This is a genomic window from Streptomyces sp. NPDC052773 (genome assembly GCF_044547145.1).
In the GTDB taxonomy this organism is placed as follows: domain Bacteria; phylum Actinomycetota; class Actinomycetes; order Streptomycetales; family Streptomycetaceae; genus Streptomyces.
On record NZ_JBITZX010000003.1, the window covers coordinates 50,694 to 70,583 of the forward strand.

Annotated in this window: 25 protein-coding genes; 19 read left to right on the top strand and 6 right to left on the bottom strand. The window is 72.4% G+C overall.

Annotation, left to right across the window (positions count from 1 at the left end):
* Positions 1–19 precede the first annotated feature (19 nt).
* From ACIG0D_RS08115 to ACIG0D_RS08125, 3 genes are all read right to left on the bottom strand, one after another.
* Positions 20–991: a S1C family serine protease gene (locus ACIG0D_RS08115; protein ID WP_399797183.1), complete on the bottom strand. Its 972-nt coding sequence runs from the start codon at positions 989–991 to the stop codon at positions 20–22.
* 166 nt (positions 992–1,157) lie between these two features.
* A complete protein-coding gene (locus ACIG0D_RS08120; RefSeq protein ID WP_365760416.1) occupies positions 1,158–2,186 on the bottom strand; it encodes a LacI family DNA-binding transcriptional regulator in 1,029 nt (342 codons plus the stop codon).
* A gap of 145 nt (positions 2,187–2,331) precedes the next feature.
* Positions 2,332–3,102 carry a winged-helix domain-containing protein gene (locus ACIG0D_RS08125; protein WP_399797185.1) on the bottom strand — a complete coding sequence of 257 codons (771 nt, stop codon included), beginning with the start codon at positions 3,100–3,102 and terminating at the stop codon, positions 2,332–2,334.
* Positions 3,103–3,384: 282 nt separating this feature from the next.
* On the opposite strand from ACIG0D_RS08125, the gene ACIG0D_RS08130 reads away from it, so the two are divergent.
* The 9 genes from ACIG0D_RS08130 to ACIG0D_RS08170 all read left to right on the top strand — a co-directional run bounded on the left by ACIG0D_RS08130 (position 3,385) and on the right by ACIG0D_RS08170 (position 9,036).
* Complete coding sequence (locus ACIG0D_RS08130) at positions 3,385–4,248, top strand: alpha/beta hydrolase (RefSeq protein WP_399797186.1); 864 nt, start codon at positions 3,385–3,387, stop codon at positions 4,246–4,248.
* A 38-nt stretch (positions 4,249–4,286) separates the two neighbouring features.
* Positions 4,287–4,541 (top strand): MoaD/ThiS family protein, encoded by a 255-nt coding sequence (locus tag ACIG0D_RS08135; protein ID WP_365760422.1) that lies wholly within the window; start codon positions 4,287–4,289, stop codon positions 4,539–4,541.
* 8 nt (positions 4,542–4,549) lie between these two features.
* On the top strand, positions 4,550–5,644 hold the full coding sequence (locus ACIG0D_RS08140) for a hypothetical protein (protein WP_399797188.1): 1,095 nt from the start codon (positions 4,550–4,552) through the stop codon (positions 5,642–5,644).
* A 120-nt stretch (positions 5,645–5,764) separates the two neighbouring features.
* A complete protein-coding gene (locus tag ACIG0D_RS08145) occupies positions 5,765–6,496 on the top strand; it encodes a DUF2993 domain-containing protein (protein ID WP_399797189.1) in 732 nt (243 codons plus the stop codon).
* A 310-nt stretch (positions 6,497–6,806) separates the two neighbouring features.
* Positions 6,807–6,887, top strand: a complete 81-nt coding sequence (locus tag ACIG0D_RS08150; protein WP_350203226.1) for a putative leader peptide — start codon at positions 6,807–6,809, stop codon at positions 6,885–6,887.
* Positions 6,888–7,026: 139 nt separating this feature from the next.
* Positions 7,027–7,866, top strand: coding sequence for a sulfurtransferase (locus ACIG0D_RS08155; protein WP_399797190.1), 840 nt, complete (start codon positions 7,027–7,029; stop codon positions 7,864–7,866).
* A gap of 55 nt (positions 7,867–7,921) precedes the next feature.
* A complete protein-coding gene (locus tag ACIG0D_RS08160; RefSeq protein WP_043502058.1) occupies positions 7,922–8,212 on the top strand; it encodes a DUF1416 domain-containing protein in 291 nt (96 codons plus the stop codon).
* A 102-nt stretch (positions 8,213–8,314) separates the two neighbouring features.
* Positions 8,315–8,575 carry a DUF3099 domain-containing protein gene (locus tag ACIG0D_RS08165; protein ID WP_399797192.1) on the top strand — a complete coding sequence of 87 codons (261 nt, stop codon included), beginning with the start codon at positions 8,315–8,317 and terminating at the stop codon, positions 8,573–8,575.
* 74 nt (positions 8,576–8,649) lie between these two features.
* Entirely contained in the window at positions 8,650–9,036 is a 387-nt protein-coding gene (locus ACIG0D_RS08170) for a VOC family protein (RefSeq protein WP_399797193.1), read from the top strand.
* Here ACIG0D_RS08170 and ACIG0D_RS08175 read toward each other — a convergent pair.
* Positions 9,030–9,392, bottom strand: a complete 363-nt coding sequence (locus ACIG0D_RS08175; protein ID WP_365760434.1) for a DsrE family protein — start codon at positions 9,390–9,392, stop codon at positions 9,030–9,032. The genes ACIG0D_RS08170 and ACIG0D_RS08175 overlap by 7 nt on opposite strands.
* A 294-nt stretch (positions 9,393–9,686) precedes the next feature.
* On the opposite strand from ACIG0D_RS08175, the gene ACIG0D_RS08180 reads away from it, so the two are divergent.
* The 6 genes from ACIG0D_RS08180 to ACIG0D_RS08205 all read left to right on the top strand — a co-directional run bounded on the left by ACIG0D_RS08180 (position 9,687) and on the right by ACIG0D_RS08205 (position 14,333).
* A complete protein-coding gene (locus tag ACIG0D_RS08180; RefSeq protein ID WP_399797195.1) occupies positions 9,687–10,370 on the top strand; it encodes a hypothetical protein in 684 nt (227 codons plus the stop codon).
* On the top strand, positions 10,367–11,182 hold the full coding sequence (locus tag ACIG0D_RS08185) for a hypothetical protein (RefSeq protein WP_399797197.1): 816 nt from the start codon (positions 10,367–10,369) through the stop codon (positions 11,180–11,182). Before ACIG0D_RS08180 ends, ACIG0D_RS08185 begins: the two co-directional genes overlap by 4 nt.
* Positions 11,179–12,090 (top strand): hypothetical protein, encoded by a 912-nt coding sequence (locus ACIG0D_RS08190; protein WP_399797198.1) that lies wholly within the window; start codon positions 11,179–11,181, stop codon positions 12,088–12,090. Before ACIG0D_RS08185 ends, ACIG0D_RS08190 begins: the two co-directional genes overlap by 4 nt.
* Before the next feature lie 237 nt (positions 12,091–12,327).
* Positions 12,328–12,903, top strand: a complete 576-nt coding sequence (locus tag ACIG0D_RS08195) for an FABP family protein (RefSeq protein ID WP_399797200.1) — start codon at positions 12,328–12,330, stop codon at positions 12,901–12,903.
* A 16-nt stretch (positions 12,904–12,919) separates the two neighbouring features.
* On the top strand, positions 12,920–13,357 hold the full coding sequence (locus ACIG0D_RS08200; RefSeq protein ID WP_365760444.1) for a transcriptional repressor: 438 nt from the start codon (positions 12,920–12,922) through the stop codon (positions 13,355–13,357).
* A gap of 10 nt (positions 13,358–13,367) precedes the next feature.
* Positions 13,368–14,333 (top strand): YgfZ/GcvT domain-containing protein, encoded by a 966-nt coding sequence (locus ACIG0D_RS08205; protein ID WP_399797203.1) that lies wholly within the window; start codon positions 13,368–13,370, stop codon positions 14,331–14,333.
* Positions 14,334–14,409: 76 nt separating this feature from the next.
* On the opposite strand, the gene dtd is transcribed toward ACIG0D_RS08205, so the two are convergent.
* A complete protein-coding gene (dtd, locus tag ACIG0D_RS08210) occupies positions 14,410–14,835 on the bottom strand; it encodes a D-aminoacyl-tRNA deacylase (protein WP_399797205.1) in 426 nt (141 codons plus the stop codon).
* Between the two features lie 136 nt (positions 14,836–14,971).
* Between dtd and ACIG0D_RS08215 the strand changes: the two genes are divergently transcribed.
* From ACIG0D_RS08215 to ACIG0D_RS08230, 4 genes are all read left to right on the top strand, one after another.
* Positions 14,972–15,592: an aerial mycelium formation protein gene (locus tag ACIG0D_RS08215; RefSeq protein WP_399797207.1), complete on the top strand. Its 621-nt coding sequence runs from the start codon at positions 14,972–14,974 to the stop codon at positions 15,590–15,592.
* A 134-nt stretch (positions 15,593–15,726) separates the two neighbouring features.
* Positions 15,727–16,989 (top strand): GNAT family N-acetyltransferase, encoded by a 1,263-nt coding sequence (locus tag ACIG0D_RS08220; RefSeq protein WP_399797208.1) that lies wholly within the window; start codon positions 15,727–15,729, stop codon positions 16,987–16,989.
* A 266-nt stretch (positions 16,990–17,255) separates the two neighbouring features.
* Positions 17,256–18,146, top strand: a complete 891-nt coding sequence (locus tag ACIG0D_RS08225; protein ID WP_399797209.1) for a winged helix-turn-helix domain-containing protein — start codon at positions 17,256–17,258, stop codon at positions 18,144–18,146.
* Positions 18,143–18,922 (top strand): HAD family hydrolase, encoded by a 780-nt coding sequence (locus tag ACIG0D_RS08230; protein ID WP_399797211.1) that lies wholly within the window; start codon positions 18,143–18,145, stop codon positions 18,920–18,922. The genes ACIG0D_RS08225 and ACIG0D_RS08230 overlap by 4 nt, the downstream gene beginning before the upstream one ends.
* Here the strand turns inward: ACIG0D_RS08230 and ACIG0D_RS08235 are convergent.
* Entirely contained in the window at positions 18,884–19,852 is a 969-nt protein-coding gene (locus ACIG0D_RS08235; RefSeq protein ID WP_399797212.1) for a zinc-binding dehydrogenase, read from the bottom strand. The genes ACIG0D_RS08230 and ACIG0D_RS08235 overlap by 39 nt on opposite strands.
* Between the last annotated feature and the right edge of the window lie 38 nt (positions 19,853–19,890).

Sequence of the window (19,890 nt, forward strand, 5' to 3'; positions counted from 1 at the left end):
CACGACTCCTCGGCCGCTCTCAGTCGGTCGCGCCCGCCCGCAGCTTCGCCAGGTCGGCCTTGACGGTGTCGATGGGGATGGCGAAGCCGAGACCGACGCTGCCCGCGTCGGCCGAGGAGGAACCGCTCGCCGAGTACATCGCCGAGTTGATGCCGATGACGTTGCCGTTCATGTCGATCAGCGCGCCGCCGGAGTTGCCGGGGTTCAGGGACGCGTCGGTCTGGATCGCCTTGTACGTCGTCGTGGACGAGCCGGTGTCGCCGTTGAACTCCCGGCCGCCGAACTCGAACGGCCAGCCGCCGTCCGGCTGCCGCTGCTGCTGCCCGTCACCGGTGGAGACGGTGACGTCCCGGTTCAGGGCGGAGACGATGCCGCTGGTCACCGTGCCGGTCAGGCCCTCGGGGGAGCCGATCGCCACCACCTGGTCGCCGACCTGCACCCCGTCGGAGTCGCCGAGCGTCGCCGCCTTCAGCCCGGAGGCGTTCTCCAGCTTGATCAGCGCGAGGTCCTTGCCGCTGTCGGTGCCGACGACGCGGGCGGTGTACTCCTTGCCGTCGCTGGTCGTCACCGTGATCCGCGAGGCGCCCGAGACGACGTGGTTGTTGGTGACGATCTCGCCGTCGCTGGTGATGATCACGCCGGAGCCGGTGGAGGACCCGGCGTTCGAGGTGGCGTCGATCTCGACGATGCTGGGGCTGACCGCCTTGGCGACCCCGGCGACCGTGCCCTTCTGGCTCGACGGCACCACGGTGGTGCTGGTGCTGCTGCTCGTCGCGACCGGGTCGCCGCCGGTCAGCTCCTGGATGCCGTACGCCGTGCCGCCGCCGATGGCCGCCGCGACGATCGCGACGGCGGTGAGCAGGGCCACGGGCCCGCGCCTCTTGGTGCGCCGCCGGGACACGGGCTCCGCCAGGAGCGCGGTGGGCTGCTGCGGCTGGTACGCCGGAGGGGGCGGCCACTCGGGGTTCACGTTGCTCTCGGTCATGTCCATGAGCTTGTCGCCCGACCATGAGAGCTTCCTGAGGGCTGCCTGAGAAGCCCGGCAGAACCTCGTATGCCCGATATAAAGGCGCTACCGGGCAGAGCGCTACCGAGTGCCCCTGCTCACAGACGCGTACTGCCGCTCACAGACGCGTACTGCTGCTCACAGACGCGTACTACTGCTCACAGCCGCACGACCGCCGCACCACCAACCGCGACGGGAACACCCTCAGCCGCTCGTCCCGCCGCGCCCCCGCCACCCGCAGCCCCTCGTCGAGGACGAGGTCCACCGCGGCGCGCGCCATCGCGGAGCGGTCCGAGGCGACCGTGGTGAGCGGCGGGTCGGCGAGCGCCGCCTCCTTGATGTCGTCGAAGCCGGCCACCGCCAGCTCGCCGGGCACGTCGATGCGCAGCTCGCGGGCCGCGCGGAGCAGGCCGATCGCCTGGTCGTCGGTGGAGCAGAAGATCGCGGGCGGCCGGTCCGGGCCGGACAGGATCTCCAGGGCCACCCGGTAGGCGTCGTAGCGGTTGTACGGCGCTTCGAACAGCCGTCCCTCCGTCGGGACGCCCGCCTCCTCCATCGCGCGCCGCCAGCCCTCGACGTGGTCGGAGACCGGGTCGCCGACCGCGGGGGTCTCGGCGGTGCCGCCCATACAGGCGACGTACTCGTAGCCGTGCTCCAGGAGGTGGCGTACGGCGAGCTGGGCGCCGCCCAGGTCGTCGGTGACGACGGCGACGTCGTCGATGGACTCGGGGCGCTCGTGCAGCAGGACGACCCGGGCGTCCCACGCCTCGATCTCGGCGGCGGCGAGGTCGTTCAGCGCGTGGGAGACGAGGATCAGGCCGGAGACCCGCATCCCGAGGAACGCGCGCAGATAGTGCACCTCGCGCTCGCCGACGTAGTCGGTGTTGCCGACCAGGACCATCTTTCCGCGCTCGGACGCGGCCTGTTCGACCGCGTGCGCCATCTCGCCGAAGAAGGGCTGGCGGGCGTCCGGGATGATCAGGCCTATGAGGTCGGTGCGACGGGAGGCCATCGCCTGGGCGACCCGGTCGGGCCGGTACCCCAGTTCCTTGATCGCGGCGAGGACACGCTCGCGCGTGGCCGGGGCGACCGGCCGGGGTCCGTTGTTGATGACATAGCTGACGACGGCGGTCGAAGTCCCCGCCAGCCGCGCCACATCATCCCGAGTCACCTTGGCCACGCGCGGAGTCTACGCGGAGAGAACGGCTCTGGGCAGGGCGTCTTGCACCTTGACCGCGCCCGCCCGGAGCAGCGGTCGCCGGAGTCCGGTATCCGGGCCGGGCCTCTGTCCGGTATGCCCGGTCCGGTCTCGGTGCCGTGCCGGCTCACGCCTCCGCGGCGGCCGGCGCGGTCACGCTGTCCGCCTCGCTCGCCTTCTCCGCCTTCGCCCGGCCGGCCTTGGCCTCCTCGGCGGCGCGCTCCACCTTCTCCGGGGTGACGAACCGGTAGCCGACGTTGCGGACGGTGCCGATCAGCGACTCGTGCTCCGGGCCGAGCTTGGCCCGCAGCCGCCGTACGTGCACGTCGACCGTGCGGGTGCCGCCGAAGTAGTCGTAGCCCCAGACCTCCTGGAGCAGCTGGGCGCGGGTGAAGACCCGGCCCGGGTGCTGCGCGAGGTACTTCAGCAGCTCGAACTCCTTGAAGGTCAGGTCGAGGACCCGGCCCTTGAGCTTGGCGGAGTACGTCGCCTCGTCCACCGACAGGTCGCCGTTGCGGATCTCCATGGGGGAGTCGTCGGCGACGATCTGCTGGCGGCCCATGGCGAGCCGCAGCCGCGCCTCGACCTCGGCCGGGCCGGCGGTGTCGAGGAGGACGTCGTCGATGCCCCAGTCGGCGGTGACGGCGGCGAGGCCGCCCTCGGTGACGACGAGGATCAGCGGACAGCCGGGGCCGGTCGAGCGCAGGAGCTGGCAGAGGCTGCGGACCTGCGGGAGGTCGCGGCGGCCGTCGATGAGGATGACGTCGGCACCCGGGGTGTCGACGAGGGCCGGCCCTTCCGCCGGGGCCACCCGCACGTTGTGCAGAAGCAGGCCGAGAGCGGGCAGCACCTCCGTCGACGGCTGAAGGGCATTGGTCAGGAGCAGCAGAGAACTCATCGAGCCTCACCCGCTCGGGTCGTCATGCCTTCGTGCACGGTTCGCTCGCCCATAACGTCTGGTTCCTCCTCGGTCCCTGCGAGGACGTTTGCGGCACTGCTTCGTACGGTGCGGATCCCCGCGCCCCTGGGATCCACGGCGGCCCGGGGGCCGCTTGTTGCCACTCATGCGATCGACGGCCCGTACACCTGCGGTTTCCCGCGTCGTATACAACGCTTCCGAAAGCACAAAAGGACCCGGGGGCTACGCTGCCCGAGTCCTCTGCCCAGCAGAATAGCCCACATGAGCTCAGGTCCGGCAGGTCATGTGGCCCGATCCACCCCGCCATCCACCGTTCGTCCGCATCGCGAGACGGCCGGGGAGACCGTCCCCGCACGTAAGCGGACGTTTCTGTACACGGCCGACAGGGTGCGGATCGAAGCCGTATACGAACCACCGTCGGTCGTATACGACACGGCGCGGCCACCCGCCGGCCACCCCGTGTTCGTGATCGCGCACGGTTTCACCGGTGATGTGAACCGCCCGCACGTGCGCCGGGTCGCGCGCGCCCTCGCGCGTCACGGCGCCGTCGTCACCTTCTCCTTCCGCGGCCACGGCGCCTCCGGCGGCCGCTCGACCGTCGGCGACCGTGAGGTGCTGGACCTGGCCGCCGCCGTGGACTGGGCCCGCGGCCTCGGGCACACGCGCGTGGTGACCGTCGGCTTCTCCATGGGCGGCTCGGTGGTGCTGCGCCACGCGGCGCTGCACCGGGAGCAGGAGCTCGCCGCGGTGGTCTCGGTCAGCGCGCCGGCCCGCTGGTACTACCGCGGCACCGCCCCCATGCGCCGCCTGCACTGGCTGGTCACCCGCCCCGCCGGTCGCCTGGTCGGCCGCTACGGCTTCCGCACCCGCATCCACCACCGCGACTGGGACCCGGTCCCGCTCTCCCCGGTGGAGGCGGTCCCGCGGATCGCCCCGACCCCGCTGCTCATCGTCCACGGCGACCGGGACGGCTACTTCCCGCTCGACCACCCGTACATGCTGGCCTCGGCGGCCGGCGACCACGGCGACCTGTGGATCGAACCCGGCATGGGCCACGCCGAGAACGCGGCCGACGACACCCTCCTCGCCCGGATCGGCGACTGGGCTCTCAGCGCGGCGGGCTAGCCTGGCCGTGTCATGAGTGGACTGACGTGAGGGACGAGATGGCAAAGGTCACGGTGCGCTACTGGGCCGCCGCGAAGGCCGCGGCCGGGGTCGCCGAGGAGGCGTACGAGGCGGCCACGCTCGCCGACGCGCTCGCCGCGGTGCGGGAGCGCCACCCCGGCGAACTCGCGCGCGTGCTGCGGCGATGCTCGTTCCTCATCGACGGCGATCCCGTCGGGACCCGTGGACATGAGACGGTACGGCTGACCGACGGCGGCACGGTCGAGGTGCTCCCGCCGTTCGCAGGAGGGTGACCGGACCGATGAACGACCAGCAGCCGTACGACCAGCAGCCCTACGAGGGGCAGCAGTACCAGGGCTACGAGCCGTACCAGCAAGCCCAGTACCAGCAGCATCACCAGTATCAGCAGTATCAGCAGTTCCAGGGGTACCAGCAGCAGCCCGCGTACCAGGAGCAGTACACCCAGCAGTGGGAGGGGCAGACCTGGGACACCCAGACCCAGCAGGCGACGGCGGAGTACGCGCCGCAGCAGCCGTACGCGATGCCCGAGCAGCCGTACGAGCCCCAGGCCCCCGCGGCGGCGGCACCGGCACCGGCTCCCGAACCGGAGCCCGCCGCGCCCGCCACCCCCGCCGCGCCGCTCACGGCGGCCCAGCGGGCCCGGCTGGAGGGCCGTTCCCCGATCATCGAACCCGGCCTCCAGCCCGCCGCCCTCACCGCGCTGCTCGGCGCGCTGCTGTCCGGCGCGGCCACGGCCGGCTCGTACGCGCTGCTCGTGCCACTCGTCGTCCTCCAGGCGGTCACCGCGGCCGGCTGGTTCCGGCTGAACGGCATGTGGCCGGCCCGGCAGGGCATCGCGCTGGCCTTCGCGGGCGCGCTCACGGCCGACGTGGCGCTGCTGGCCGCGGGCCAGGACCACGGCCCGGCGGTCATCCTCGGCACGCTCGGCGTCTGGGTGCTGCTGTCGCTCGTCCTCCAGCTGCGCTCGCACGCCGACCCGGACGAGCGGCTGTACGGCCTGACGGCCACCGTCGTCTCGGCGGCACTGGCGGTCGTCGCGACGGGCTACCTGGCGGCCGGGTCCGACGCGGTCACGATCGGCGCGGCGGCCGTCGCGGTCGCCGTCCTGGCCCGCGCGCTGCCGCTGCCGACCCCGGCCTCCGTCGTCGTCGCGCTGCTCGCCGCCGCCGGCGCGGGCATCGCGGTGGGCAACCTGACCGGCACCGGCACCGAGGGGGCGCTCCTCGGCGCCGCGGCCGGCGCCTGCGCCCTGATCGGCCACCGCGTCGCGAGCTACGACTACCCGTCCCGCTTCGTGCACTTCACCGCGGGCGTCGCCCTGCCCCTGACGGCGGCGGCCCCGGTGGTGTGGGTGCTGGGGCGGACGCTGGGCTGAGCCGTGCGCGCTCGGTGCGCGTACGGCGCCCCCGCCTGTCACAGTTGATCGACAGTCCCCGCCGTTGCGGCCCCGCAGGGTTACCGTGGCGGTCGTCGTCGAAGGCCGAAGTGGGGAAAAATGCGCGCGCTGCGAATACTTCTGATCGTCGTCGTGATCCTCGGCGGACTCTTCGTGGCCGTGGACCGCATCGCCGTGCACTTCGCCGAGGGGGAGGCCGCGGACCGGCTGCGCGCGACCGAGGGCCTGCCGCGGACCCCGGACGTGTCGATCAACGGTTTCCCCTTCCTCACCCAGGTGGCGGGCGGCGAGCTGGACGACGTGGAGGTCGGCATCCAGGACTACGAGGCCGCCGCGGGCGAGGGCGAGAAGATCCGCATCGACGACCTCCAGGCCCATATGAAGGGCGTGCGGTTCTCCGGTGACTACAGCTCCGCCACCGCCGCCTCCGCCACCGGCACGGCGACCATCGCCTACGACGAGCTGATGAAGGCCGCCAAGTCGGAGCCGACGGAGGTGGCCCCCGGCATCACCGCCCGCGTGGTGAGTCTCGCCGACGGCGGCAACGGCAAGATCAAGGTGGGGGTGGAGGTCGACGTCCCGGTCATCGGCACCCGGGAGCTGTCCGTGCTCAGCACCGTCAGCGTCAAGGGCGACAACGTCGAGGTGCGCACCGATTCCCTGCCGGACCTGGCGGGTCTCGACCTCGCCGAGAACTCGGTCCGGAAGATCACCGACTTCCAGCAGGCCATCGACGACCTCCCGGGCGGCATCCGCCTGGACAAGGTCGAGGCCGCGCCGGACGGTGTGGAGATCTCCGTGCAGGGTTCCGACGTCCGGCTGGCCGGGTAGGACCGGCTGACCGGCCAGTACGGCGGTCGGGACGGCGGTCGGGACGGCGGTCGGGACGGCGGTCGGGACGGCGGTCTCCAAGGCTGCCGTCCGAGCCTGTGCGGGGCTGTCGAGCCTGTTCGAGCTGTCCGAGGCTGTCCGAGGAGCGAGACAGGCCCGTCCGTACCGCAGATGTGAGCCCCGAAGCAGGCGCCCGCGAGCCGTCCGGCGACGGCCCGGGCGCTTTCGCGTTCTCGCAATCCGGACGATCGCGTCTCACCATGCGACACACCGGTGACACGCCCGCCCGTCCGTCCCTACGATCGACCGCATGAAGCGACAGGCGGATCTCACGAAGCGGCGGGCAGTAGACCTGTGCCGCGTTGCCGCCATGCTCTGTCGCACCGTCTGAGCGGCAGCATCCGCCTGCCGCATTCACCCCCCGCCCTGCCCAGGGCATCCGTGCGCCGAGCCGCGCCGCTTCGCGGCGGCCGTCCGCGCACGCCTCTCACTCGCACGCCCCGCCGCAACTGCCCCGGAGGAGAAAGAGCATGAGCCGCAGCGACGTCCTGGTCGACGCCGACTGGCTTCAGGACAACCTGGACAACCCCGACATCGCGATCGTCGAGGTGGACGAGGACACGTCGGCGTACGACAAGAACCACATCCGCAACGCCATCAAGATCGACTGGACGCAGGACCTCCAGGACCCGGTCCGCCGCGACTTCATCGACCAGGAGGGCTTCGAGAAGCTCCTGTCGGCGAAGGGCATCGCCAACGACACGCTGGTGATCCTCTACGGCGGCAACAACAACTGGTTCGCCTCGTACGCCTACTGGTACTTCAAGCTCTACGGCCACGAGAACGTCAAGCTCCTCGACGGCGGCCGCAAGAAGTGGGAGCTGGACGCCCGCGAGCTGGTCGAGGAAGTGCCCGAGCGCCCGGCGACCCAGTACAAGGCCAAGCCGCAGAACACCGCGATCCGCGCCTTCCGCGACGACGTCGTCAAGGCCATCGGCAGCCAGAACCTGGTCGACGTCCGCTCGCCCGACGAGTTCTCCGGCAAGCTGCTCGCCCCGGCCCACCTGCCGCAGGAGCAGTCGCAGCGCCCGGGTCACGTCCCGACCGCCCGCAACATCCCGTGGTCGAAGAACGCCAACGACGACGGCACCTTCAAGTCCGACGAAGAGCTGAAGAAGCTCTACGAGGAGGAGAGCATCGACCTCTCCAAGGACACCATCGCCTACTGCCGCATCGGCGAGCGCTCGGCCCTGACCTGGTTCGTGCTGCACGAGCTGCTGGGCGTGGAGAACGTCAAGAACTACGACGGCTCCTGGACCGAGTACGGCTCCCTCGTCGGCGTGCCGATCGAGCTCGGCGCCAACAAGTAATCCCGGCAAGCAATCGACGACCGGCCTTCCGGTCAGACCCCTCTTGGAGAAAGACATGTGCGGAGCGAAGGCCGGCGGCCCCGACGCCTCGACGATCAAGCCCGGTGAGACCACCATCCAGGGCCAGGTGACCCGTGACGGCGAGCCGGTGACCGGTTACGTCCGGCTCCTGGACTCGACCGGCGAGTTCACCGCGGAGGTCCCGACCTCCGCCACGGGCCAGTTCCGCTTCTACGCGGCGGAGGGCACCTGGACCGTCCGCGCCCTCGTCCCCGGTGGCACCGCCGACCGCACGGTCGTCGTCGCCGAGAAGGGCGCGCTGGCCGAGGTCGCGATCGCGGTCTGACGGACCCTGACGGACCCGTACGGCGGAAGGGCCGCACCCCCTGGGTTGGACGCCTGGGGTGCGGCCCTTCACCGTGTCCGGAGGCCTGCCTACGCTGGACGTATGTACGCGCGGCGGCGGCATGTCTACTTCGCCCTGATGGGCACCTGCCTGGTGCTCTTCGTGCTGGCCTGGAGCGTCGTCCGCCTCTGGTCGACCGAGGCGGCCGTCGCCCTGTGCGTGGTCGCCATGGTGATCCCGCCCGTCGCCGCGGTGATCGCCAACCGCCGCGGCCCCGACGACCGCTGGTGGGACGACCCTTCCGGCGATCCCCTCTCCGACGAGTGGTGGGACGAGCTGGACGGCAAGAAGCGTCCGAGGTGACGGGGGCGTCCGAGGTGACGGGCGGCGTCCGAGGTGACGGGCGTCGGCCCCGCCCGGCGGGGTACTCCCGGCGCATGAGACTCGTGGCGGCGACCCTGGACGCGCCGAGCGCGCGTGAACTCGCGGACTTCTACCTGCGGCTGCTGCCCGGCTGGCGGGTGTGGAACGGCGAGGAGGGGCCGGACTGGGTGCACATCCGCCCGCCGGACGGCGGCACCGGACTGTCCTTCCAGACCGAGCCCCACTACGTGCCGCCGGTCTGGCCGAGCGAGCCGGACCGGCAGCAGATGGCGGTCCACCTGGACATCGCGGTGGACGACCTGGAGGGCGAGACGGCCGCCGCCCTCCTCGCGGGCGCCCGGCTCGCCGCGTTCCAGCCCCAGGCGCACGTACGGGTGCTGCTGGATCCGGCGGGGCACCCCTTCTGCCTGTACGTGCCGACGCGGACCGGCGATCAGTAGACGAGCGCCTGCGTGTCCTCGGCCAGCGCCTCCTGGACGAAGACCTGCGCGCCCGCGATCCGTACGCCCTCGAGGACGTCCTTCTCGGTGATGTCCCGCCGGGCCGCGCACTGGGTGCACAGGGTGAGCTTGCCGGCGGCGAGGATCGAGTCGATCAGGTCGGGGAGCGGGGCCGCGTGCGGCAGCTCGAACTCGGCCGCCCGGCCGGGCAGCGCGAACCAGGCGGACTCGCCCGTCAGCCAGACGGACACGTCCACGCCACTGGCCACGGCCACCGCCGCCACCGTGAACGCCTGCGAGCAGCGTTCGGGAGCGTCCGCCCCGGCCGTCACCTTGATCACGAGCTTCTTCGCCATGCCCGAATCGTAATCAACTCGCTTGCAACTCCATGCCGTGGCCACGAGTCTCCTGGGGGCGCGCATACGGAACGCGCAGCTCACCTTTTGTGGGGGGACGTCATGGAAGAGTCCGAAGAGGACAGACAGTCAGCTCCTTCGCCAGAGGCGCCAGAGGCGCCCGAGGCAGCCAAGGCGCCCGAGGCAGCCAAGGCACCCGCGGCACCCGATGTGCCCTCGGCACCCGATGTGCCCGCGGCACCCGAGGCGCCCGTGCCGCTCGCGCCGCCTCGCCGTCGCCGCGGCCGTACGACCGTGTTGATCGCCACGGCCGCCGTCCTCGGCGCCGTCGCCGGAACCTGTACCGGCTACCTCGTCCAGGCCGAGCGCGAGCCCACCCGGCTGCCCTCGCTGTCGCAGACCGCGCTCCCGCAGGCCGACGGTCCCGCCCCGGAGCCGCTGTCCGCCGCCCGGGACCGGCAGGTCAGGACCGACGGCGACCTGCGCCGGCTGCTGCTGGAGAAGCCGCGCGGCGCGAAGGACGCGGAGTGGCTGGAGGGCAGCGACGGCTGGATGGACCTGGCCGATTACGCCGACAGCTACGAGCGGCCCGCCGACGCCTTCCGCGGGCTCATCGAGGACGAGTTCCGCCGGGCCGCCGTCACAGGCTGGCAGACCGGCGACGGGACCACCGTGGAGATCCGGCTGGTCCAGTTCCACCAGGAGGAGAGCCTGGCGGTCGCCGACCTCGTCGAGGAAGCCGGCTATTACGCGGAGGAACGGTCCGGCTCCAAGAGCTGGCCCGTCGACGGCACCGAGAAGGGCCGGGCGTACGTCCACAGCCGCCCGGTGACCGAGCCGGGCTACCTGCCCCTGTACGGCGCGGAGGCCCACGCCGGGCGCGGGGACATCGCCATGGAGATCTGGGTCTACTCCGACAAGCCGGTCCCCAAGGCGACGGTCGTGGGCCTGGCCGAGCGGCAGATGGAGCGCCTGTGAACGACGACCAGCAGCCGGAGCCCGAGGCCGCCGCGGAGACCGCGGCCGGGAGCCCGGTGAGGAAATCCGTACGCCGGGGCCGTGTCGCCGCCGTCGCCGGTGCGCTCCTGCTCGTCGGGGCGCTCGTCGCCGGGGTGGGGTACACCGTCGTGACCGTGCGCGGCGCCGACCGCGATCCGGGCGAGCCCGTGTGGGCGTTCCCGGAGCAGGCGGCGGAGAAGTCCGAGGCGGCCCGCGCGGGCGGCCTCGCCGGGATGCTCGTGCCGTACGACGACACCTGGGAGCCCGGTCCGGACCTGCCGGGGTTCGGGTCGGAGGCGCGGCTCAGCGGGGAGCGGGCCGCCGCCCTGCGCAAGGAGGCGCTGCGCGATCTGCCCCGCACCCAGCGCAAGCGGCTGGAGAAGGAGATCGACAAGCAGCGGGTCAAGGGCATGGCGATGCGCAGCTACGTCTCCCTCTCCACGGACGAGTGGTTCGCGGACAGGTCGACCGCGGTGTCCGTCGTGCTGACGCAGATGGAGGACAGGCAGGCCGTCCGGAGCATCTCCAGGTTCGAGAGCGAGTTCCTGCAGGCGCTGGACGTCCTGCGCAAGGGACCCGCCGTCCGGGGCCACGAGAACGCACGGTGCTTCCTGCCGCCGAAGGGCGAGGTGAAGAAGGGCGAACTGGACGCGATGTTCTGCTCCGCGTACGAGGGCGACGTCCTCGTCACCGTCACCGCGTCCGGACCGGCCCAACTGAACGCCGACGACGTCGCGGACCTGCTGGCCGACCAGCTGGACCGCATCGAGGAACCGGGGAAGGCCGTATGACCGAGTCCATCGCACCGACCGAGCCCACGGCATCCGCGGCACCGGCCGAGCCCACGGCCCCCGCCGCACCGGCCGAACCCCCGGCCTCCGCCTCGCCGGCCGAGTCCACGGCACCCGCCCCCGCCGACCCCCCGCCCCCGCCCAAGGACCGCCGCGTCCTGCGCGCGGCCCTGCGCTGGACCGCTGCCGTCTGCGCCTTCGCCGCGGCCTGGGCGGGGACGGCGTACGGGATCACGCGGATGGAGCGGACGGACGTGCCGGGACTCGCGACGGAGTCGGACGGCCGCTGGCCGTATCCGGAACTCACCCGCCCGCCGCTGCCCTCCGGCAGCCCGGGGCCGTTCGCCGAGGGCAACGACGCCGGCACCCACCACGCCGACCTGCGGGCTCTCGTGCTGCCCGCCCCGCGGGGCGCGACGGAGACGGCGAAGCTGCGGGGGTCGGACGGCTGGCTGGCGACGGAGGACTTCCTCGCGGAGTTCCCGTTCGAGGAGGACAGGGACACGCTCCGGCTGAAGCTGGCCGACGCCGGGCTGCGGCACATCGCGGCGCGCGGCTGGACCACGGAGGACGGCACCCGGACCCGCGTCTACCTGCTGCGTTTCGGTACGGCGGAGGTCGTGGACGGGTTGCTCTCCGATTACCTGGTCCCCGAGGACCGGGCGCCCCGCCAGGTGCGCGGCACCGAACTGTCCGTCTTCGACGAGGGGCTCACCTCCGATTCCCAGGTCGACAACGTCCGGCGGTCCGCCCACGTGGAGCCCGAGCCGTACGGCCGTGAGCAGGTCCGGCACGCGTACCTCGGCGCCGGTGACGTGCTGGCGCTGGTCGTCCAGTCCGGCAGGGGCGCGACGCCCGCGCTGCCGTTCCACCAGACGATCACTCTCCAGAGCCAGCTCCTCGGCTGATCCGCGCCCGGCTGCCCCGCGAGGCACCTCACAAAGTGGGCCGGGCCCCGGCCGCGTAAGCTGGGGCCTGGCCCTGTACGTCCGTACCTCACCACGCTCATCCAAGGAGCACGCCGTGGAGCTCTTCTTCGAAATCCTGCTGGTCCTGGTCGCCGTCGGCGTTCTCGCCTTCGCCGGTCTGACCGTGAAGAAGCTGTACCAGGGCCAGCGCTGAACACCCCCTAGGAACCTCTGCTCATGATCGAGATCCCGTCCGACCTCCACAAGGACCTCGTCCCCCTCGCCTTCCTGCTCGGCAACTGGGTGGGCGCGGGCGTGCACGACTTCCCCGGCTCCGAGAAGTGCAACTTCGGGCAGGAGGTCACCTTCTCGCACGACGGCCGGGACTTCCTGGAGTACCACTCGAACACCTGGGTCCTCGACAAGGACGGCAACAAGGTCCGTCCCCTGGAGTCGGAGCACGGCTTCTGGCGGATCGACGCCGACCGCAAGGTCGAGGTGACCATGACCCGCGACGACGGCGTCATCGAGATCTGGTACGGCGAGATGGCCCACCAGAAGCCGCAGATCGACCTGGTCACGGACGCCGTCGCCCGCACCCCCGCCTCCCAGCCCTACAGCGGTGGCAAGCGGCTCTACGGCTACGTCAAGAGCGACCTGATGTGGGTCGGCGAGAAGCAGACCCCCGAGGTCGAGCTGCGCCCCTACATGTCGGCGCACCTGAAGAAGGTCGTCACCCCGGAGGACGTCGAGCGCTGGGCGAAGGCCCTGCCGGACGACATGCCGGACGACGGGATCGCCTTCTTCAAGTAGTCCTAGACTGGCCGGTGTGGTGAGCACCGACTGGAAGAGCGATCTGCGGCAGCGCGGCTACCGGCTGACCCCGCAGCGGCAACTCGTGCTCGAAGCCGTGGACACCCTGGAGCACGCGACCCCCGACGACATCCTCAGCGAGGTGAGGAAGACGGCGTCGGGGGTCAACATTTCCACGGTCTACCGGACGCTGGAGCTGCTGGAGGAGCTGGGGCTGGTCAGCCACGCGCACCTCGGGCACGGGGCGCCGACGTATCACCTGGCCGACCGGCACCATCACATCCACCTGGTGTGCCGGGACTGCACCAACGTCATCGAGGCGGACCTGAGCGTGGCCGCCGAGTTCACCGCGAAGCTGCGCGAGCAGTTCGGGTTCGACACGGACCTGAAGCACTTCGCGATCTTCGGCCGGTGCGAGGACTGTTCGCTGAAGAGTTCAAATACCGAGTCGTAGGCTTGGAGCCATGAAGAGCCCCCTGCTGTCCCTGCCCGGCGCCGTCCCCGCCGAGGGCGTGGACGAAGGCGTCGCCGCCCACTACGGCGACCTGTTCCGCGAGCAGCGCGCCCTCGCCGACGGCACCGGTTTCGTCGACCTCTCGCACCGCGGGGTCGTCACCGTCTCCGGCGAGGACCGGCTGAGCTGGCTGCATCTGCTGCTCACCCAGCACGTCAGCGAACTGCCCACGGGCGAGGCCACCGAGGCGCTGATCCTCTCCGCCCACGGCCACATCGAGCACGCGCTGTATCTGGTGGACGACGGCACGACGGTGTGGGCGCACGTGGAGCCCGGCACCCAGGGCGCGCTGATCCAGTACCTGGAGTCGATGAAGTTCTTCTACCGGGTGGAGGTCGCCGACCGCACCGCCGACTTCGCGGTCGTCCACCTGCCCGCCGGCTCCATCGCCGAGGCGCCGGAGGGTGTCGTCGTACGACAGACCCCGTACGGCCGTGATCTGTTCCTGCCGCGCGAGCGGCTGGAGGAGTTCGCCGAGCAGGCCGGCCCGGCGGCCGGGATCCTCGCGTACGAGGCGCTGCGCGTCGAGCACCACCGGCCCCGCCTGGGCTTCGAGACCGACCACCGCACCATCCCGCACGAGCTGGGCTGGATCGGCACCGCCGTGCATCTCCAGAAGGGCTGCTACCGGGGCCAGGAGACGGTCGCCCGGGTGCAGAACCTGGGCAAGCCGCCGCGCCGGCTGGTCTTCCTGCACCTGGACGGCAGCGAGGTCCACCTGCCGCCGAACGGCACCGAGATCCGGCTCGCGGACGACGGCCCCGACGGGCGGAAGATCGGCTTCATCACGACCTCCGTCCGCCACCACGAGCTGGGCCCGGTCGCCCTCGCCCTGGTGAAGCGGAACGTGCCGGTGGACGCCCGGCTGGTGGCCGGGGACACCGCGGCGGCCCAGGAAGTCGTCGTCGTGCCGTAAGCGGTGGGCCGTCGGCGTCACCCCGTCGGCCGTACGGCGTACGACATCGGTTGTACGCCGTACGAGGTAGCGGTTCTCAGACCTCGATCAGGACGGTGAACGGGCCGTCGTTCGTCAGCGACACCCGCATCTGCGCGCCGAACCGGCCCGTCTCCACCGTCGCGCCCAGCGCCCGCAGCTGGGCGACCACCTCATCGACCAGGGGCTCGGCGACCTCGCCGGGCGCGGCCGCGTTCCAGGTGGGGCGGCGGCCCTTGCGGGCGTCGCCGTAGAGGGTGAACTGGCTGATGACCAGCAGCGGGGCGTCGATGTCGCTGCATGACTTCTCGTCGTGCAGCATCCGGACGGTCCAGAGCTTGCGGGCCAGTTGCGCCGCCTTCTCCTCGGTGTCGTCGTGCGTCACGCCCACCAGCACGCACAGTCCCTCGCCGATGATCTCCCCGACGGTCCGGCCGTCCACCACGACGCTCGCGCCGTCCACCCTCTGCACCACAGCTCGCATACGACCATCATGCCGTGGCCGCTTTTCGATCCCTAACCCGCCCATCTGGGGCCGTTCGGGGGCACTCGGTCACATAGCGGCCACTTGGGGTGGCACGATGCTTCCCACACACCGGTCGAGGGGACGGTAGAGGCACATGAGCACACCGAGCACGGGTGAGGAAGTGGCGACACTGCGGCCGCCCATGCAGCGCACCGACAGTCCCGACAGCTCCGGCGGCGTCGGCGGCGCCGGCCGGCCGCCGCTGCTGCCGGAGCCGCCCGAGCACGACCTGGCGGCGCTGAGCCTGCCCGAACTGCGCCGGCTGCGCCGCGACGCCCAGCGCGACGAGGCGGACCTGAGCTATGTGCGGCGGCTGCTGCAGGGGCGGATCGACATCCTGCGCGCGGAGCTGGCGCGGCGCGGACCGGCGTCCGTGGTGGCCGTGGGCGAGGGGTCGGTGGTGGAGCGGCTGCCGGAGATCCTGACCGACGCCCCGGCCCGGCACCGCTCCTCCGCCCGCCATGTCACGCTGGGGACGCCGCAGAGCGAGGAGTACCGGCGGCTGGCCGCCGAGATGCTGGGCGAGGTCGAGCTGTCCGCGCTGGACGCCCGGACGGACGCGGAGCTGACCGACGGCATCGGGCGGCTCGTCCGCTACGAGCAGCAGGTCTCCCGCCGCCGCCAGCGGCTCCAGCGCACGGCCGACGAGTGCAGCGCGGAGATCGCCCGGCGATACCGGGACGGGGAGGCGCAGGTCGACGACCTCCTGCTGTGACCGCTCGCGGTGATCCGGTGCCGGGACCGCTCGCGGTGACCTGCTGCCGGGACCGCTCGCGGCGTCCCGCTGCTGTGGTCCGCCGTGATGAAATCCCCGCGACGGCCCGCGCCTTGGGCGCCTACCGTGACGCCATGAGCGACCGCGACGCACTCGACGCACTCGACGTACGCACGATCACCGAGGACGAGACGCCGGACTGGCAGCGGGCCCTGGCCGTGGGGTTCCTCCAGGGCCCCGTGGTGTCCGAGGAGGTGCTGGCCGCCCGGGCGACCGCGATCGTGCCGGAGCGCACCTTCGGCGCCTTCGACGACGGCCGGTGCGTGGCGACGCTGCGCTCGTTCCCGCAGGAGCTGACCGCGGTCGGCGGCGCGGTCGTCGCCGCGAACGCCGTCACCAACGTGAGCGTGACCCCGACACACCGCCGACGCGGGCTGCTGACGCGGATGATGAGCCGGGACCTGGCGGCGGCGAAGGAACGCGGGGACGTGGTGGCGACGCTGATCGCCGCCGAGTACCCGATCTACGGCCGCTACGGCTTCGGCCCGGTCACCACGGTCGCCGAGTGGACCGTCGACGTGCCGCGCGCCGGGCTCGACCCGCGCTGGGCGGGACCGGAGGACGGCGGGCGGATCGACCTCGTCGACGTGACCGAGGTCGGCAAGCTGGGGCCCGAGCTGTACGAGCGGGTGCGGCGCGCGACGCCGGGCGCGGTGGACCGCGGTGAGCGGTGGTGGCGGATCGAGACCGGGGAGCTGCGGATCTGGCCTGAGCGCAAGGAGCCGTTCTACGCGGTGTACCGCTCGGCGTCCGGCGAGGTCGACGGGATGGTGGCGTACACCGCCGACGACCGGTGGGGCGAGGCCAAGCAGCCGCTGAACACCGCGACCGTGAAGTGGCTGGTCGCGGCTCGCCCGGAGGCGGAGCGGGCGCTGTGGCGGTTCCTGTGCTCCATCGACTGGATCACCACGGTGAAGACGGGCTACCGGGCCCCGGACGACCTGCTGCCGCTGTTCCTGCCGGACCCGCGCGCCGCCCGGATCGTCACCCAGGCGGACTGGATGTGGGTGCGGATCCTGGACGTCGTACGGGCGCTGGAGGCGCGGACGTACACCGGGTCCGGGCGGCTGGTGCTGGAGGTCGTGGACGCGGGCGGGTTCGCGAACGGGCGGTATCTGCTGGAGGTCGAGGACGGCCGGGGCGTGTGTGCGGCGACCTCGCGGGACGCCGATCTGACGCTGGACGTGTCGGACCTCGGGGCGCTGTGGCTGGGAGACGAGTCGGCGGTGCGGCTGGCGGCCGTGGGGCGGGTGCGGGAGACACGAGCGGGCGCCGCCCGGGTGGCCGACGCCCTGCTGCGCACGTCCAGGCGTCCTTGGTGCCCGGACTCGTTCTGAGTCTCCCTTCGCTCGGCGGCCGACGGGTTCACGCATCCGTAGCGTGCTCTTCTGTTGTGGGTGTGCTGTTCGGTTGTGGGGTCGTGCTGGTGGTGCGCCGGCCGCCGGGCTCCCGGCTCCCCTCCGGATGGGAGTCCGCCAACCTTCCACAGCTTGGACAAAGTTGTGGAAGTTGGTGGCCAACTTGACTGTCTTCCTCCCCACTTGGGGGTCAGTTGTAACCACCTGCTGGGCAACTTCCGCGGGCTGGTGTTGAGTTGTAGCGTTTGGCTGTGACCCAGGAGAACGTGGCAGTACGTGGCGGCAACCGGACCTCGGCCCAGGAGATCGCCGTCCACCTGCGCGAACGCATCCGCGACGGCCGGCTCCGGCCGGGGGACCGGCTGCCCACGCAGGCCGAGCTGGCGGGGGAGTTCGGCGTGGAGCGCGGCACCGTACGCCAGGCCCTGCGCGTCCTCCAGGAGGAGGGGCTGCTCAGCCATGTCAGCAAGGGCAGCCCGCCGCGGATCGCCGACCGCGCGGCGCCGCCCGCCGCCGCGCCGCAGCCGGCGATGGTGGGCCTCGCCCCCCGGCTCAGCCACGCCTTCACCGCCCCGCACGTTCGTATCGACGCCGCCTGTCTGACCGCCGAGACGCTGATGCTGGCCCTGGGCGAACCGCTGCGCCTGATCCACGAGGGGCGGCTGCGCCCCGAGTCGGTCGACGTCCGAGTCCTGCTGCCGTCCCGGGACATCAACCTCGCCTTCCCGGTCCCGGTCGAAGGGCAGGGCGACGGCGACGACAACCCCGTCCACCAGCGCTGGCTCGCCATGCGCAACGCCCAGGGGCACGTACTGCGCCACAACCTGCGGATGCTGACCGTCTCGCACGGCATCGACGTCCGGGTGTCGTTCCGTGCCCTGCCGTTCACCCCGCCGGTCAAGCTGTACCTGCTCAACGGCTCGGAGGCGCTGATCGCGTACTACATGGTGGCGCGCCGCGAGGAGGCCACCGAGGCCGGTGTCCTCGACATGTACGACGCGCTCGGCACCGAGTCGCTGCTGTTCTCCTTCGACCGGGACGCCGGTCGGCGCGACGCCTCGTTCGTGGACGAATCCCAGAAGTGGTTCGACGCCCTCTGGGAAACCATCACCACGGACCTGACACTCTCCTTGTGACTTCCGATACGACGCGGACCGAACCGGTGGCGAGCCCGACCGACCGGCTGCGGCGACTGGTCGCCCGCGCCGAGGTCGTGCTGTGGGACTTCGACGGGCCGATCTGCCGGCTGTTCTCCGGGCACCCGGCGCCCGGGGTGGCCGGCGGGCTCGTGGACTGGCTGGAGACGCGCGGGCTGCGCGGACTGCTGACCGAGGCGGAGCGGCGCACCGCCGACCCGCAGGTCGTGCTGCGTGCCGTGGACCGCGCCGGGCTCGGCCGGGGCGTGGCGGCGGAGCTGGAGGAACGCCTCACCCAGGAGGAGCTGCGGGCCACCGCCACGGCGATGCCGACCGCCTGGGCCGATCCGCTGATCCGCACCTGGACCGCGCTCGGCGTCCGCCTCGCCGTCGCCTCCAACAACTCCCCGCGCGTCATCGGCGCCTACCTCGCCGGCCGCGGCCTGGCCGACTGCTTCGGCCCGCACATCTACGGCCGCGACGCCGCCCTCCACCGCCTCAAACCGGACCCCTACCACCTCCACCGCGCCCTGAACGCGCTCACCGCGGCGCCGGCGGCGGCCCTCCTGATCGGCGACAGCCCCGTCGACCACGAGGCCGCCCGCCGGGCCGGCGTCACCTTCCTCGGCTACGCCCGCAACGCCCGCAAGGCCAGGCTGCTGGCGGACGCCGGGGCGCGGGACGTCATCGGTTCGCTGGAGACGTTGCTGAGGGTGCTGCGGGAGGGCGGACCAGGCTCAACTCCCCGCCCGCAGCAGCACCTTCCCCACCACTGACCGGTCCTCGATCAGGGCGTGCGCCCGGGCCGCCTCCGCCAGCGGGACCACCTCGCCGATCACCGGCGTGAGACGCCCGGCCGCCGCCTCGGCGAAGGCGAGGGACCGCAGCCGGCGGACCTCCTCCACCGGGTACTGGGCGTCGGCGATGCCGTAGAGGGTGATGCCGAGCCGGGCCGCCTCCGCCGGGTCGACGTCCGCGAAGTCGCCGGAGGGCGCGCCGTGCGCGGAGAAGCGGCCACCGGGCGCGGTGAGCGGGAGGGCGGCGGCGCCGAGGGAGCCGCCGACGCCGTCGAGGACGACGTCGGCGCCCCCGCCCAGGGCGGCGCGGGCCCGCTCCGGCCAGTCGGCGGCGGTGACGTCCACGGCCTCGTGGGCGCCCAGCCGCCGTACCAGCGCCAGCTTCTCCGCGCCCCGCGCCGCCGCGACCACCCGGGCGCCGCGGGCGCGGGCGAGCTGGACGAGGAGGGTGCCCATGCCGCCGGAGGCGCCGAGGATCAGCACCCGGTCTCCGGCCGTGAGGGCGGTCCGCTCCAGCAGGCCGATCGCCGTGACCCCGTCGTGGACCAGGGCCGCCGCCGTCGGCAGGGCGAGGCTGTCCGGTACGGCGGTGAGGGCGTCGGCCGGGGCGAGCGCGCGCTCGGCGTAGCTGCCGTCGACGAACGCGGCGACCCGGCGCCCCCGCCACTCCGGTCCGACCCCGGGTCCCGGCTCCCGTACGGTGCCCGCGACCCCACCGCCGGGCACGTACGGCGGCACCATCCGGAACCACTCGCCGCCCCAGCCCGCCCGGAGCTGGGTCTCCAGGAAGATCGTGTCGGCGTGGTCGACCTCGATCAGCACCTCCCCGGGCCCGGGGACGGGGTCGGGCACCTCCACGGGCACCAGCACCTGTGGACCGCCGAACTCCTTCACCTGCGCCGTGAGCACCGCGCACACCTCCGCCTGCCGGGGATCTTCGTTTCCGT

What these genes read in the sequence shown, in the direction of transcription:
- ACIG0D_RS08205 (WP_399797203.1), top strand. Translation starts at nt 13,368, where the DNA reads ATGAAGAGCCCCCTGCTGTCCCTGCCCGGCGCCGTCCCCGCCGAGGGC.
- ACIG0D_RS08190 (WP_399797198.1), top strand. Translation starts at nt 11,179, where the DNA reads ATGACCGAGTCCATCGCACCGACCGAGCCCACGGCATCCGCGGCACCG.
- ACIG0D_RS08165 (WP_399797192.1), top strand. Translation starts at nt 8,315, where the DNA reads ATGTACGCGCGGCGGCGGCATGTCTACTTCGCCCTGATGGGCACCTGC.
- ACIG0D_RS08160 (WP_043502058.1), top strand. Translation starts at nt 7,922, where the DNA reads ATGTGCGGAGCGAAGGCCGGCGGCCCCGACGCCTCGACGATCAAGCCC.
- ACIG0D_RS08155 (WP_399797190.1), top strand. Translation starts at nt 7,027, where the DNA reads ATGAGCCGCAGCGACGTCCTGGTCGACGCCGACTGGCTTCAGGACAAC.
- ACIG0D_RS08175 (WP_365760434.1), bottom strand. Translation starts at nt 9,392, where the DNA reads ATGGCGAAGAAGCTCGTGATCAAGGTGACGGCCGGGGCGGACGCTCCC.
- ACIG0D_RS08145 (WP_399797189.1), top strand. Translation starts at nt 5,765, where the DNA reads ATGCGCGCGCTGCGAATACTTCTGATCGTCGTCGTGATCCTCGGCGGA.
- ACIG0D_RS08215 (WP_399797207.1), top strand. Translation starts at nt 14,972, where the DNA reads ATGAGCACACCGAGCACGGGTGAGGAAGTGGCGACACTGCGGCCGCCC.
- ACIG0D_RS08170 (WP_399797193.1), top strand. Translation starts at nt 8,650, where the DNA reads ATGAGACTCGTGGCGGCGACCCTGGACGCGCCGAGCGCGCGTGAACTC.
- ACIG0D_RS08195 (WP_399797200.1), top strand. Translation starts at nt 12,328, where the DNA reads ATGATCGAGATCCCGTCCGACCTCCACAAGGACCTCGTCCCCCTCGCC.
- ACIG0D_RS08125 (WP_399797185.1), bottom strand. Translation starts at nt 3,102, where the DNA reads ATGAGTTCTCTGCTGCTCCTGACCAATGCCCTTCAGCCGTCGACGGAG.
- ACIG0D_RS08220 (WP_399797208.1), top strand. Translation starts at nt 15,727, where the DNA reads ATGAGCGACCGCGACGCACTCGACGCACTCGACGTACGCACGATCACC.
- ACIG0D_RS08115 (WP_399797183.1), bottom strand. Translation starts at nt 991, where the DNA reads ATGGACATGACCGAGAGCAACGTGAACCCCGAGTGGCCGCCCCCTCCG.
- ACIG0D_RS08135 (WP_365760422.1), top strand. Translation starts at nt 4,287, where the DNA reads ATGGCAAAGGTCACGGTGCGCTACTGGGCCGCCGCGAAGGCCGCGGCC.
- ACIG0D_RS08130 (WP_399797186.1), top strand. Translation starts at nt 3,385, where the DNA reads ATGAGCTCAGGTCCGGCAGGTCATGTGGCCCGATCCACCCCGCCATCC.
- dtd (WP_399797205.1), bottom strand. Translation starts at nt 14,835, where the DNA reads ATGCGAGCTGTGGTGCAGAGGGTGGACGGCGCGAGCGTCGTGGTGGAC.
- ACIG0D_RS08140 (WP_399797188.1), top strand. Translation starts at nt 4,550, where the DNA reads ATGAACGACCAGCAGCCGTACGACCAGCAGCCCTACGAGGGGCAGCAG.
- ACIG0D_RS08150 (WP_350203226.1), top strand. Translation starts at nt 6,807, where the DNA reads ATGAAGCGACAGGCGGATCTCACGAAGCGGCGGGCAGTAGACCTGTGC.